This window comes from Bacillus stercoris (genome assembly GCF_029772985.1).
Classification (GTDB): domain Bacteria; phylum Bacillota; class Bacilli; order Bacillales; family Bacillaceae; genus Bacillus; species Bacillus stercoris.
In genome coordinates, this window is sequence record NZ_CP121861.1 from 945,729 (window position 1) to 959,297 (window position 13,569).

General features: G+C 44.9%; 12 protein-coding genes and 1 pseudogene. 12 read left to right on the top strand and 1 reads right to left on the bottom strand.

The genetic code is table 11. The features are described from left to right. The first annotated feature begins 73 nt into the window (after positions 1-73). The 7 genes from QA442_RS04910 (at position 74) to azoRB (ending at position 6,187) form a co-directional block, all read left to right on the top strand. Positions 74-241: a hypothetical protein gene (locus QA442_RS04910; protein ID WP_187265323.1), complete on the top strand. Its 168-nt coding sequence runs from the start codon at positions 74-76 to the stop codon at positions 239-241. Between the two features lie 851 nt (positions 242-1,092). Then, on the top strand, positions 1,093-1,887 hold the full coding sequence (locus QA442_RS04915; RefSeq protein ID WP_014665393.1) for an SDR family NAD(P)-dependent oxidoreductase: 795 nt from the start codon (positions 1,093-1,095) through the stop codon (positions 1,885-1,887). 110 nt (positions 1,888-1,997) lie between these two features. After that, on the top strand, positions 1,998-2,570 hold the full coding sequence (locus QA442_RS04920; RefSeq protein ID WP_243571497.1) for a TetR/AcrR family transcriptional regulator: 573 nt from the start codon (positions 1,998-2,000) through the stop codon (positions 2,568-2,570). Then, positions 2,567-2,926: a DMT family transporter gene (locus QA442_RS04925; protein WP_014665391.1), complete on the top strand. Its 360-nt coding sequence runs from the start codon at positions 2,567-2,569 to the stop codon at positions 2,924-2,926. The genes QA442_RS04920 and QA442_RS04925 overlap by 4 nt, the downstream gene beginning before the upstream one ends. Next, the gene (locus tag QA442_RS04930) at positions 2,923-3,324 is read left to right on the top strand and encodes a YvaD family protein (RefSeq protein ID WP_040081811.1); all 402 of its coding nucleotides are present in this window, start codon (positions 2,923-2,925) and stop codon (positions 3,322-3,324) included. Before QA442_RS04925 ends, QA442_RS04930 begins: the two co-directional genes overlap by 4 nt. A gap of 171 nt (positions 3,325-3,495) precedes the next feature. Beyond that, positions 3,496-5,391, top strand: coding sequence for an FUSC family protein (locus tag QA442_RS04935; protein WP_279473774.1), 1,896 nt, complete (start codon positions 3,496-3,498; stop codon positions 5,389-5,391). 160 nt (positions 5,392-5,551) lie between these two features. Further along, a complete protein-coding gene (gene azoRB / locus QA442_RS04940) occupies positions 5,552-6,187 on the top strand; it encodes an FMN-dependent NADH-azoreductase AzoRB (protein ID WP_279473775.1) in 636 nt (211 codons plus the stop codon). A gap of 35 nt (positions 6,188-6,222) precedes the next feature. On the opposite strand, the pseudogene QA442_RS04945 reads toward azoRB, so the two are convergent. Further along, positions 6,223-7,300 (bottom strand): annotated as a pseudogene (locus QA442_RS04945) (oxidoreductase). Between the two features lie 127 nt (positions 7,301-7,427). Between QA442_RS04945 and csoR the strand changes: the two are divergent. The 5 genes from csoR (at position 7,428) to bdbD (ending at position 13,565) form a co-directional block, all read left to right on the top strand. Continuing rightward, positions 7,428-7,733: a copper-sensing transcriptional repressor CsoR gene (gene csoR / locus QA442_RS04950; RefSeq protein ID WP_003228404.1), complete on the top strand. Its 306-nt coding sequence runs from the start codon at positions 7,428-7,430 to the stop codon at positions 7,731-7,733. A gap of 73 nt (positions 7,734-7,806) precedes the next feature. Beyond that, entirely contained in the window at positions 7,807-8,016 is a 210-nt protein-coding gene (gene copZ / locus QA442_RS04955) for a copper chaperone CopZ (RefSeq protein ID WP_040081817.1), read from the top strand. 82 nt (positions 8,017-8,098) lie between these two features. Continuing rightward, on the top strand, positions 8,099-10,510 hold the full coding sequence (copA, locus tag QA442_RS04960) for a copper-exporting P-type ATPase CopA (RefSeq protein WP_279473776.1): 2,412 nt from the start codon (positions 8,099-8,101) through the stop codon (positions 10,508-10,510). A 158-nt stretch (positions 10,511-10,668) separates the two neighbouring features. Further along, positions 10,669-12,777, top strand: coding sequence for a heavy metal translocating P-type ATPase (locus tag QA442_RS04965; RefSeq protein WP_141237721.1), 2,109 nt, complete (start codon positions 10,669-10,671; stop codon positions 12,775-12,777). Positions 12,778-12,896: 119 nt separating this feature from the next. Then, positions 12,897-13,565, top strand: a complete 669-nt coding sequence (bdbD, locus tag QA442_RS04970; RefSeq protein WP_095431889.1) for a disulfide bond formation protein BdbD — start codon at positions 12,897-12,899, stop codon at positions 13,563-13,565. The last annotated feature ends 4 nt before the right edge of the window (positions 13,566-13,569 follow it).

The following is a 13,569-nucleotide window of genomic DNA, read 5'->3' on the forward strand; positions in this document are numbered from 1 at the left end:
TTCTGATATAATACAAATGTTGAATAAATCTAGGCGGACTTCACTCTAATAATTAACTTTTAGGAGTGATGTCATGAAGAAAGAAAATTGTGAATGCAAGGCAACAGAACAGGGAAAATTCGGAAGAGTGAAAACGATCGGTACATGGACCTACCGCATCGTAGCAGGATTCAAGACATTGAGTTGGCTTTACGGTTGGATAGTTGGTACTGTCTTGCCGTTTTTTCACCATCTGAATTGACTCTGTTCGCAGCAATAATTAAGAGTTAAAAAGAAGTGAGGCTATTCGTAAATACCGGATGCAGCAACGCCCCCAATTTGTTTGTTGTATTGATTGTTCAACTGAAGTTCCGCTAACCGGGAGAATAATCCTCGCTTTATTATATTGCTGTCTCTCACTTTTTTATACCCGATATTTAAATAATAAAACAAAAAGAACCGGGCCCCCACCCGGTTCTTTTTGTAAAACGCTCTAATAATTAACAAATAGTCAATCGTGACCTTTTGGACCTTGACAGAGTACGTTTAACAAAACAAAAATGTTCTCGGTTAAACGATTTCTTATGGTTCAATTTTCTTGTACGCAATTAACTTTGCCTTAGCAAATCCAACTCGTACTCTGTACGATATAAATTTTATATCCTTTTGAAATCAAAGTCAACATAATATACATACAATATATATAAACTATATATAAGCTATATATAAGCTATATATAAATCAGACATCACCTATAGATGTTGTTTGTGTGCTAGGTCCATGACATTTGTGGTAACATTTTGGTAACAAAAACATAAAAAAATAGTTTTAATGCTCATTTTTCAACATACCGAAAAGGCTTATATATCAACGATTTGTAGCGTTTTTAAAACATAACCATACCAAGGTAATAGACTCCCACCGTCTCCATACATACTGACAATAAAGCAGAACCTCTAGAGGTTCTGCTTTATTTTTTCTCCAAATCACAGGCACCAAAAAGTGCGTACTTCCATTTCAATCCCAGCTGTTTCATACTGGTTGCAGAGCAGATGTTTCACCAATCAGATTTCTGTCAATAAATAAGAGGAATCAAAAACGGAGGGATGAAGAATGAAGCTGAATTTACAAGGAAAAACCGCACTGGTTACCGGCTCGACATCTGGGATCGGAAAAGCTATTGCCTCTTCGTTAGCTGAAGAAGGGGCGGCAGTGATTATTAACGGACGCCGGGAAGAGAAAGTGAATCAGACGATAGATGAATTGAAAACACAACATGCTGAAGCGGTCCTGTATCCGGCTGCATTTGATTTGGGAACAGAAGAAGGCTGCAATGAGCTGTTTCAGGCATATCCGCACGTTGATATTTTGATCAACAATTTAGGGATTTTCGAACCGGCGGAGTATTTTGATATTCCGGATGATGAATGGTTTCGTTTTTTTGAAGTGAATATTATGAGCGGTGTAAGGCTGACACGCAAGTATTTGCATAACATGATCGAGAAAAAAGAAGGACGTGTGATTTTCATTGCCAGTGAAGCGGCGATTATGCCGTCACAGGAGATGGCTCATTACAGTGCGACAAAAACGATGCAGCTGTCCATTTCCCGCAGTTTGGCGGAGCTGGCAACCGGCACGAATGTCACAGTCAACACCGTCATGCCGGGCTCTACCTTAACAGAGGGTGTGGAAACCATGCTGAACTCGCTGTATCCTGATGAAAACCTGACTGTTCAAGAAGCTGAGGCGCGTTTTATGAAAGAAAACCGGCCGACATCTATTATTCAAAGACTGATCCGTCCGGAAGAAATCGCCCACTTCGTGACATTTTTAAGCAGCCCGCTTTCCTCCGCAATCAATGGTGCAGCGCTTCGGGCGGACGGCGGTTTGGTCCGCAGTGTCTTTTAAACCTCTCCCAATTGGAGAGGTTTTTTTATATATTGTTGATTTCCATAAATTGCTGTCGTATAATTTTGGTACTGAAACAGTTTTTGTAGTACCGAAAGCGGGGGATTGATATGGATAAAAGAATTCTGGCGGAAACCATCCGGCTAATTAAACAGAAAGGATTTTCATTTACGATGAATGATTTGGCGGCAGCGCTGGGAACAAGCAAGCGGACGCTCTATGCATATTATTCATCTAAAGATCAGCTTGTTGAGGCGGTTGTCGAACAATTTATAGCTGAAATGAAGCAAATGGAAAGAGACATCTATGAAAATGAACGTTTAAATGTGCTTGAAAAGGTGAAAAAAATGCTGATCAGCCTTCCGCAGGGGATGGAACTGCTGAACATGGGATTATTAAATGAACTCAAGAAATACCATTACGATGCGTGGCTTACATTAGATACCTTTATTAAGGAAGAATGGGCGATCGTCCTAGCATTATTAAACGAGTGCAAACAGCAAAAGAAAATCAGAAACATCAATCCGGACCTGTTTGTTCACATGTATCTAGGGAGCATCAACCAAGTGTATGACCCTGAATATCCGCTGAAACATCAGTTCACGACAGGAGATGTTCTTGAATCAATTGTAGATGTTTTATTTAACGGTATAACAGCTGATGAGGAGGCTGATGCGACGTGAATTGGGTGTTTCTATGCTTGGCGATTTTGTTTGAGGTTGCCGGGACGGTCAGCATGAAGCTATCGTCCGGTTTTACAAAACTTATTCCCAGTGTGCTGTTGATTTTCTTTTATGGAGGGAGTCTTTTCTTTCTGACGCTTACGCTAAAATCAATAGATGTATCTGTTGCATATGCTGTATGGTCAGGGATGGGAATCGTCCTGATTACAGTCGTTGGTTTTTTGTTTTTTCAAGAACATGTTAGTGTCATGAAAGTCATTTCAATTGGATTGATTATTGCCGGTGTTGTGTCTTTAAACCTAATCGAGCAGGCTGGGGTGTCTGAGCCGGTACATAAAAGCGGGCAGTACAAATGAGATATATGAAATTGTTTTTCCTCGTGACTGATATCGGCTTTATCTTGTACTGGCTGTCAGCCGGGTTTTCGCTCATACCGGAAAACTGGGCCTTTAAACATCATGACCATCCGTTTATGATCGCCTGGAACTGGTCTTTTTTTCCGCTGGATATCCTGATCTCTGTGACAGGGTTGTACAGCTTGTACTTACAGCGGGTGAATCGAGCTGAGTGGAAGCTGATGGCGCTGATTTCTCTTGTGCTGACCTGTTGTTCAGGTCTGCAGGCGATATCATTCTGGACATTCAGCCGGGATTTTGATCTTGTGTGGTGGCTATTTAATGGGTATCTATTGATTTACCCTTTATTTTTTATCCACCTGCTCTTAAAGGAAAGCAGAAGGACAAAGCAGTCCTGACAGGTGCCGCTTTTATGATATTGCGAATAAACTGATGTCATGCAAGCAGAGACGGTCTAAGTCTCTGTTTTTTTATCGGGCGCACCAATTGAGAAGGTAACGCGTTTTTGGGCATACTAAAGCGAAGAAAAGGGAAGAGTTCTACACATTCATTGAAAAGGATTTTGTCAAATGAACAAAACTGCTGAGAACAATCAAAGAATTATGCCTATCGTGAAGGATGCCTTTCGCATTCATGCGAATCCATTTCCTTGGAAAAAGGCTATCGGATCAGGTTTCGCTTCAGGGTTTCCTGTGCTGGTCGGCGCATTAGCGGGTCACACGGATTACGGACTAACTGCAAGTATCGGAGGCTTTGTTTATTTATATGCGGGCGGTGAATCTTACAAAAAGCGCGCTTTGAAGCTGCTCTTGGTTTCCTTTGGGATCGCCCTCTCATTTGGATTAGGAACGCTTTTGTCCGGGACGCTTTGGATAATGGCGGCTGTTTTGGGGCTGGTCGGTGCAGCGGCGATGTTTATTTTTAGCGCGCTCGGCATTCAAGGCCCTGCGCCGATGTTTTTTGTCCTTGCCTTTTTAGTCAGTTCCGGTATGCCGGCCGATCCTTCACAAGCGTTGTTCAGAGCGGGACTGACGTTTCTCGGAGGCATTTTCGCCATGGGCATCGCGCTAATCGGCTGGTTATGGAACAAGCATGGACCGGAGGGAGCGGTGCTGCAAAAAACATATGATCAGCTGGCTGCATGTCTTTCAGCCGTCGGAACGCCAGGTTTTCATCATGCGCAGCATCAGACGGTGCTCATGCTCAGAACAGCCCGCCAAACCGTTCTGGGGAAAGGGAACGGACGGAAAAAATCACAGCATGATGAACGGTTTTTCCGCCTGCTTGAAAAAGCTGACGACATATTCCTTGCCATTATTCATTTTTCAGCTGAAACGCCGGATGGAGAGACCGCGCAGATTGAAAAGGCACTTCGTCAAACCGGAGATATGCTTGCACATGCACGGGTTTTCAATACGTTTCAGATTAATGAAAATGAATCTGAGCCAAAGCGAAAGCTGTTTGAAGAAATCAACGAGGTTTTGCATATCGCTTCAGGACGTTTGGAAAAGCAGCTTGATGGGGAACCGAGCCGCCTGCCATCCTCTTTTTACTTTTTGAGAAATGCCTTTGACTGGAAGTCTCCGGTTTTGATTAGAGCGTTAAAGTACGGAATTGTTCTGTTTGCCGCCGATATGTTTGCCCTCGTATTCGGCTTTGCACGCTCCTATTGGATTCCGCTTTCGGCAGCAGCGGTCATGCTTGGCACTACTGTTGTTTTTACGCTTCACAGGGCTATTCAGCGTTCGGCCGGAACGGTGATCGGTGTTATGCTGGCAGGCGCAATCTTGTTTTTTAAGCCGGGCGGTGTTTATATTGCGTTTTGTATTGCAGCGCTGCAATGTCTTCTTGAGATGCTGATTGTCCGCAATTATGCGCTGGCTGTTCCCTTTTTAACCGCAAATGCGCTTGTTATCACAGAAAGTATGCATGGCGGCGCGGACACCGGTTATTTTATGATAGCGAGGCTGACGGACGTAGCTGTCGGCAGCGTGATCGGGCTATTGGGAACAATGCTTTTGTGGCGGCGGTTTTCAACGAAGCGTCTGCCTGAACTGATGAGGAACGTCATCCGGCTGGAAGGGCAGTTTATGGAGAAACTGTTAACCGGGCAGAAAGCTGACGAACATAAATTAAGGGTGAGCCTCGTCAGGCTTCGGGATGCGTATGACAAGGCGCTTGGGGAGTTTCCTCATGCGAATGCGGATGCACTCTGGCCTGCTATTTCCGGTGCTCAGCACTTAGGGTATTATTTGCTCTCAGCCCAAGCTCACCGCCGTCTGCCTTCTCCGTTTTCTGATGAAGAAATCAACCAGCTGCGGACGTTTTTTGAACAGGTTGAGCAATCCTTTAACGTGAAAAGAATGCCGGCGGATATTCAAGTGCCGCATGTCCCTCATTATCCTCGGATCAGTAAAGAATTATCCGCGCTGTATTCCGGCTTGAGAACAGCTTTTGAAAAGTAAGCTGTTTGGGAAAGGGAAATAAATCTTTAATTCGAGATATTTTACTTGAAAGTAAATTTCTTTGTCTCTATAATAAAGTCTAAGAGAGACAGAATAATCATTATGCATCTGTATGATAATAATTGATGTGTGATTTTTAAAAACGAAAGGACTGGTAAAAATGGCAAAAGTATTATATATCACTGCTCATCCGCATGACGAAGCAACTTCGTACAGTATGGCAACAGGTAAAGCATTTATCGAATCTTACAAAGAAGCGAATCCAAATGATGAAGTTGTACATATCGATTTGTACAAAGAAAACATCCCGCACATTGACGCAGATGTATTCAGCGGATGGGGAAAGCTTCAGTCAGGTACAGGCTTTGAAGAGCTTTCTGAAAACGAAAAAGCGAAAGTAGGCCGTTTGGGAGAGCTTAGCGATCAATTTGCATCAGCTGATAAGTACGTATTTGTCACTCCTTTATGGAACTTCTCATTCCCGCCAGTGATGAAAGCGTATCTTGATTCTGTTGCCGTTGCAGGAAAGTCATTCAAATACACAGAACAAGGTCCTGTCGGCTTGTTGACTGATAAAAAAGCAATCCATATCCAAGCGCGCGGCGGCTATTATTCAGAAGGTCCCGCGGCTGAGATGGAAATGGGACACCGCTACATCGGCATCATGATGAACTTCTTCGGCGTACCATCATTCGATGGCATTTTCGTAGAGGGACATAATGCGGAGCCAGATAAAGCACAGCAAATCAAAGAAGACGCGGCCGCGCGTGCGAAAGAAGCAGGAAAAACATTCTAATGAAATAGCCTCCCCTTATTTGGGGAGGCTTTTGTTTATTGCTCCAGCATAATGGTTCGTTTCTCTTTACTGCTTTTCATCGCGGCTTCAATGATGCGGATGACATCAATACCTTCCTCAGCAGTGACTGGCAGCGCAGCACCTTCTCGTATGCTTTCCGCTATTTTTTGGTAATAAGTGAGATAGGAGCCATTTACTGATGGAACGGTTTCTGTTTTTTTATCGGAGCCATGAACGGTTGTAAGCTGTCCGTAAAACTCCGAATCATCCGCGCCCCAGCTGTCACCCTCTGGTTTTCTTCCCGCTCTGAGTGCGTCTTCCTGCCCGTCGATTCCGTATTTGATAAAGCTGGAACTTTTTCCATGGATTTGATAACGGGGACCGTTTGCAGGAACAATTGATCCTCCGTATAGAATGGCTTGAAGCTTGCCGTAATCCAGGATTAAATGAAAATAGTCAACCGTTTCGGCATTTTCCCGCTGAGCCATTACGTTTGCAGTCACGGCTTTAGGCATCCCAAACAAATGCAGGGTTTGGTCTATAATGTGGGAGCCGAGATCATACAGCGTACCAGTGGCAACGCCTTCTTTTTCCCGCCACCGCGCTTGAACTTCAGGTCTGTACCGGTCATAGGAGACTTGATATGTATTGATATCTTCAAGAGATCCCTCAGAGATCAGCTTTTTAATCGTTAAAAAGTCGTTATCCCAGCGCCGATTATGATATACGCTTAACAATACGCCTTTTTCATCAGCGGCTTTCTTTAATTTCTCCCCTTCTGCGGCCGTCGCTGTCATCGGTTTTTCCAACACGACGTGTTTTCCCGCTTGTATGCACGCCATAGCATGCTCGTAATGAAGGCCGCTCGGTGTGGTGACAATGACGAGCTCAATGGAGGGGTCATTTGTGATTTCCTCAAGCTCATGCACAACTTCAGCATCAGGAAAATCCCGTTTCACTTCTTCCGTCCGTGATGTCATGATTTTGCTGATGTGATACTCATTTAGAACAGCCAGCAGCGGCCCGTGAAAAACAGAACCGGACAATCCGTATCCTAATATTCCAACCTTGATCGTATCCACTTTTTTTTCTCCCCTTTAAAAGCGTTATCAACAGAAGTATATACCCTCCTGATGAAATGGTAAAACCTAACTGATTCAATTTTTGCGTCGGCATGCTTAGACAACCGTTTGGACAATCAGTATAATGGGAATTAATATCATGAAACAGAGGTGTACGCATGGAAAAGCATAACGAACATAAAACATTAAACCATAAAAGCTCGAAAGAAAAAGATCAGATTACAAACCGGCTGAAGCGGATTGAGGGTCAAGTCAGAGGCATTCAAAACATGGTGGAAAACGATAGATATTGTGTAGATATTCTTGTGCAGATTTCAGCTGTTCAAGCGGCAATGAAAAATGTGGCGCTTCATTTGCTTGAGGATCATGCCCATCACTGTGTAGCGGATGCTATCAAAAGCGGAGACGGGGAACAAGCCATTTCTGAGCTTTTGGATGTATTTAAAAAGTTCACAAAATCATAAAGCGTTTTTTATTGTAATACCCTACGGGGGTATGGTAGTATGAAAACAGAAAGAATAAACAGGAGGAATTCATATGGAACAAAAAACATTGCAAGTTGAAGGAATGTCCTGTCAGCACTGTGTCAAAGCAGTGGAGACGAGCGTAGGAGAACTGGACGGCGTCAGTGCTGTTCATGTTAATTTGGAAGCGGGAAAAGTCGATGTTTCGTTTGATGCTGACAAAGTATCAGTCAAAGACATTGCGGATGCGATAGAAGATCAGGGCTATGATGTAGCCGATTGATTCAAGATATCGCGCCTTTTGGAGGTGCGATATTTCTTTCATTTTTACATACCCCCCGGGTGTATATAAAGGAGTGAGTTTATTGAGTGAACAAAAGGAAGTCGCGATGCAGGTCTCTGGTATGACCTGTGCGGCATGTGCTTCCAGAATTGAAAAAGGCCTGAAGCGGATGCCCGGTGTCACAGATGCCAATGTCAATCTGGCAATGGAAACTTCAAATGTAATCTACGATCCTGCTGAAACAGGGGCTGCAGCAATTCAGGAAAAAATAGAGAAGCTGGGCTATCACGTCGTTACAGAAAAGGCTGAATTCGATATAGAAGGCATGACCTGTGCGGCCTGCGCCAATCGGATTGAAAAGCGGCTTAACAAAATAGAAGGCGTCGCAAACGCCCCTGTAAACTTCGCTTTAGAAACAGTTACAGTCGAATACAATCCAAAAGAAGCGTCTGTCAGCGATCTGAAAGCAGCGGTAGATAAGCTTGGATATAAGCTAAAGCTGAAGGATGATCAGGACAGTGAAGCAGCTGCCGCTAAAAAGAAAGAAGAACGGAAGCAAACGGCGAGACTGATCTTTTCAGCAGTCCTGTCGTTCCCATTGCTTTGGGCGATGGTGAGCCATTTTACATTTACATCATTCATTTGGGTGCCGGACATATTCCTCAATCCGTGGATGCAGTTTGCGCTGGCGACACCAGTCCAGTTTCTGATCGGCTGGCCGTTTTATGCGGGTGCGTATAAGGCGCTCAGAAACAAAAGCGCCAATATGGATGTATTGGTCGCGCTCGGAACGACTGCTGCTTACGCCTATAGTCTATATCTTACTTTTCAAAGCCTTGGTTCCCACGGACATACAGACGGCCTTTACTATGAAACAAGTGCGATTTTGCTGACGCTGATTTTATTAGGTAAGTTGTTTGAAACAAAAGCAAAGGGCCGTTCCTCGGATGCGATTAAAAAGCTGATGAAGCTTCAAGCGAAAACAGCGACTGTCGTAAGAGATGGAAAGGAGCAAATCGTCCCGATCGCCGAAGTGCTCGTTAATGACATTGTTTACGTCAAACCTGGCGAACGAATTCCTGTCGACGGAGAAGTGATTGAAGGCCGCTCGGCGGTTGACGAATCGATGATTACAGGAGAAAGTCTTCCTGTTGATAAAAATCCTGGCGACAGTGTGACAGGTTCAACCGTTAACGCAAACGGCTTCCTGAAAATTAAAGCTGTCAACGTCGGAAAGGACACTGCCCTTTCTCATATCATCAAAATTGTTGAGGAAGCACAAGGGTCAAAAGCGCCGATCCAGCGTCTCGCTGACCAGATTTCAGGCATTTTTGTGCCGATTGTATTGGGGATTGCCGTTCTCACATTTCTCATTTGGTATCTTTGGGCGGCTCCTGGCGATTTTGCTGAAGCGATCAGCAAGTTCATTGCGGTTCTTGTCATTGCTTGTCCTTGCGCGCTCGGTCTTGCCACTCCGACGAGCATAATGGCTGGATCTGGACGCGCTGCTGAATTCGGCATTTTATTTAAAGGCGGCGAGCATTTAGAAAAAACACATCGTCTCGATACCATTGTTCTTGATAAAACCGGAACCGTGACAAACGGGAAGCCGCGTCTGACGAATGCCATTCCATTCGGACGTTTTGATGAAACGGATTTGCTTCAATTTGCAGCGGCAGCGGAAACGGGATCGGAGCATCCGCTCGGCGAAGCAATTGTGGCTGGCGTGAAAGAAAAAGGGCTAGAGATACCGAAGCTAACCCGTTTTGAAGCGAAGGTCGGCGCAGGCATTTTGGCTGAAGCCGGAGGAAAAAGCATTCTCGTCGGCACAAGAAAGCTAATGGAGAGCGAACAGGTTGATCATGGTGCTCTTCTCGCCCAAATGGAAGAGCTTGAGGCCGAAGGGAAAACAGCTATGCTTGTATCCATTGATGGGGAGGCAGCGGGGCTAGTAGCGGTTGCAGATACGATAAAAGACACGTCGCAGAAGGCTGTTGCCCGTCTGAAAGAGTTGGGGCTTGATGTCATCATGATGACAGGAGACAATCGCAGAACCGCAGAAGCCATCGCGAAGGAAGCGGGAATTACGAGTGTCATTGCGGAAGTCCTTCCTGAACAAAAGGCGGCAGAAATTGCCCGCCTGCAAAAAGAAGGCCGCCAAACAGCCATGGTAGGCGACGGAATTAACGATGCGCCGGCGCTCGCCACAGCCGATATCGGCATGGCGATTGGAACAGGCACGGATGTTGCCATGGAAACAGCTGACATTACGCTGATTCGCGGCGATCTAAACAGCATTGCCGACGCCATTCGCATGAGCAGACTGACAATGAAAAACATTAAACAAAACTTATTCTGGGCGCTTGGCTATAACAGCCTCGGCATCCCAATCGCAGCGCTAGGATTTTTAGCACCATGGATAGCGGGAGCAGCAATGGCATTCAGTTCCGTTTCCGTAGTTCTGAACGCTCTTCGTCTGCAGAAAGTAAAATGAAAAACCGGCGATATGCCGGTTTTTGTTTTTCATTGACACTTTCTTGGAAAACAACATATAATAGGTGTAACTATTATATGAGTATATGCTCATATATGTATAAAAAATCAATGCTCATTGATACGCTTTGAAGAGGGAACCCTAAATCGGAAGGTAAGGTGAGACTAGTGAAACAGGAATACGTTCTGGACGGTTTGGATTGCAGCAATTGTGCCCAAAAAATCGAAAATGGAGTCAAAGGCATAAAAGGAATTGACGGATGCGCGGTAAATTTTGCGGCAAGCACCTTAACTGTCTCGGCCGATGGGAAAGAAGAGCAATGGGTCACAAATAAAATAGAGAAAAAAGTGAAATCAATCGATCCGCATGTAACGGTTCGCCAAAAGCATAAAAAGAAATCAGCGGATGACGGCTATCGTAATCGAATGGTCAATATGCTGATCAGAATGGCGGCGGCTGTCATTCTCGGCGCAGCGGCATATTTGGTTCATTCAGGCACCATTGAATTTTGCCTATTTCTCGCTGCTTATTTGATCATTGGCGGTGACATTGTCATCCGCGCAGTCAAAAACATCATCCGCGGTCAGGTGTTTGACGAACATTTCTTGATGGCCCTTGCCACAATTGGTGCTTTTCTGATTCAGCAATATCCTGAGGGAGTCGCCGTTATGCTGTTTTATCAAATCGGTGAGCTTTTTCAAGGAGCCGCAGTCAGCCGGTCCAGAAAATCAATTAGTGCCTTAATGGATATACGGCCTGATTACGCCAATGTGAAAACAAAGAACGGCATCGAACAGGTTTCTCCGGAGGATGTTCAGACAGGAGATATCATTGTGGTTAATCCGGGAGAAAGCATACCCCTGGACGGTAAGGTCGTGCAAGGGTCAGCGATGGTTGATACATCTGCGTTGACAGGTGAGTCCGTTCCGAGAAAAGCTGCGGAAGGACAAGAGGTCATGTCAGGCTTTATCAATCAAAACGGCGTTCTGCATATTGAAGTCACAAAGGGCTATCATGACTCAGCAGTATCAAAAATATTAGACCTGGTTCAGAATGCGAGCAGCCGCAAAGCCCGGACAGAAAACTTTATCACGAAGTTTGCTAAGTATTATACACCTGCTGTTGTCATTATCGCGGTATTGCTGGCTTTTGTTCCGCCGCTTGTTGTTTCTGGCGCCGCTCTTTCCGATTGGGTATACCGCGCGCTTATCTTTTTAGTGATTTCTTGTCCTTGTGCGCTAGTTGTCTCTATTCCGCTCGGTTTCTTCGGAGGAATCGGAGCGGCCTCGAAGGCTGGAGTGCTTGTAAAGGGAAGCAATTATTTAGAAGCCTTGAATCAAGTCAAATACGCGGTGTTTGATAAAACGGGAACATTAACTAAAGGCAGCTTTGAAGTGACAGAAATTAAGCCTTCGGAAGGATTTACAAAGGACAGCTTACTTGAAGCGGCGGCATACGCTGAGCTTCATTCACAGCATCCGATTGCCGAATCTGTGCGTAAAGCTTATGGAAAAATGCTTTCCCCTGACGCCATAGAATCATATGAGGAAATATCCGGCCACGGCATTTTTGCAAAGGTAAATGGAACTGAGATCCTTGCCGGGAATAAAAAGCTCATGGAAAGAGAACAAATTGAGGATGTCCCGGATGAAAAAGCCGGAACAATCGTACACGTTGCCGTTGGTCAACGATATGCCGGAGCAATCATCATAGCGGATGAAGTAAAGGAAGATGCAGCACAAGCGGTTGCTGATCTGAAGTCGCTTGGGATCAAACAGACAGCTATGCTGACGGGTGATTCGAAACAAACGGGGGAAGCCGTCGGAAAACAGCTTGGCATCGATGAGGTATATGCAGAGCTGCTCCCGCAGGATAAAGTCGCGCAGGTCGAAGCATTGGAAGCCAAGCTTTTACCTAATGAAAAACTCATTTTTGTCGGTGACGGCATCAATGATACACCAGTGCTTGCCCGCGCAGATATAGGGGCCGCGATGGGAGGCCTTGGCTCAGACGCCGCGGTAGAAGCCGCAGACATCGTGCTGATGACAGATCAGCCGTCAAAAATTGCGGAAGCGATTCGGATCGCGAAACGGACACGGCGTATCGTGTGGCAAAACATCGGCTTTGCTTTAGGCGTAAAAGCGATCTTCCTCATTCTTGGTGCATTTGGAATTGCGACTATGTGGGAAGCGGTTTTCTCTGATGTCGGCGTTACGCTGCTGGCTGTTGCAAACGCCATGCGTGTCATGCGTCTTAAAAACAAATAAATTGTCGGAGAGAATTCATTTTTTCGGGGTTTTCTTATCTGTGCTTGTCTTGTTAAAATAAAGAAGTGGGTCAATTGCGATCCGCTTCTTTTTTAATTTTAAAACGATGAGGTGTCGGAGTGAAAAAGAAACAGCAGTCTTCTGCGAAATTCGCGGTCATCCTTACGGTTGTGGTCGTTGTATTGCTAGCAGCCATTGTCATCATTAATAACAAAACGGAACAAGGCGATGAAGCGGTTTCCGGACAGCCGTCTATTAAAGGCCAGCCTGTGCTTGGCAAGGACGATGCACCGGTAACTGTAGTAGAATTCGGAGATTACAAATGTCCGTCTTGCAAGGTGTTTAACAGTGACATCTTTCCAAAAATACAAAAAGACTTTATTGATAAGGGCGATGTGAAATTTTCTTTCGTGAACGTCATGTTCCATGGAAAAGGTTCAAGATTAGCGGCTCTTGCATCAGAAGAAGTATGGAAGGAAGACCCTGACTCTTTCTGGGATTTCCATGAAAAGCTGTTCGAAAAACAGCCGGATACAGAACAGGAATGGGTAACCCCGGGCGTTCTCGGTGATCTTGCTAAAAGCACCACAAAGATAAAACCTGAGACGCTCAAGAAAAATCTTGATAAGGAAACATTCGCTTCTCAAGTGGAAAAGGATTCTGACCTTAATCAAAAAATGAACATAAATGCAACACCGACGATTTACGTCAATGATAAAGTGATCAAAAATTTTGCGGATTATGATGAAATCAAAGAAACGATAGAAAAAGAGCTGAAAGGGAAGTAACGAT

Excerpts from the sequence above, each read along its gene's own strand:
- QA442_RS04910 (WP_187265323.1), top strand. The coding sequence starts at position 74 with ATGAAGAAAGAAAATTGTGAATGCAAGGCAACAGAACAGGGAAAATTC.
- QA442_RS04920 (WP_243571497.1), top strand. The coding sequence starts at position 1,998 with ATGGATAAAAGAATTCTGGCGGAAACCATCCGGCTAATTAAACAGAAA.
- azoRB (WP_279473775.1), top strand. The coding sequence starts at position 5,552 with ATGGCAAAAGTATTATATATCACTGCTCATCCGCATGACGAAGCAACT.
- QA442_RS04935 (WP_279473774.1), top strand. The coding sequence starts at position 3,496 with ATGAACAAAACTGCTGAGAACAATCAAAGAATTATGCCTATCGTGAAG.
- copZ (WP_040081817.1), top strand. The coding sequence starts at position 7,807 with ATGGAACAAAAAACATTGCAAGTTGAAGGAATGTCCTGTCAGCACTGT.
- QA442_RS04915 (WP_014665393.1), top strand. The coding sequence starts at position 1,093 with ATGAAGCTGAATTTACAAGGAAAAACCGCACTGGTTACCGGCTCGACA.
- csoR (WP_003228404.1), top strand. The coding sequence starts at position 7,428 with ATGGAAAAGCATAACGAACATAAAACATTAAACCATAAAAGCTCGAAA.
- QA442_RS04930 (WP_040081811.1), top strand. The coding sequence starts at position 2,923 with ATGAGATATATGAAATTGTTTTTCCTCGTGACTGATATCGGCTTTATC.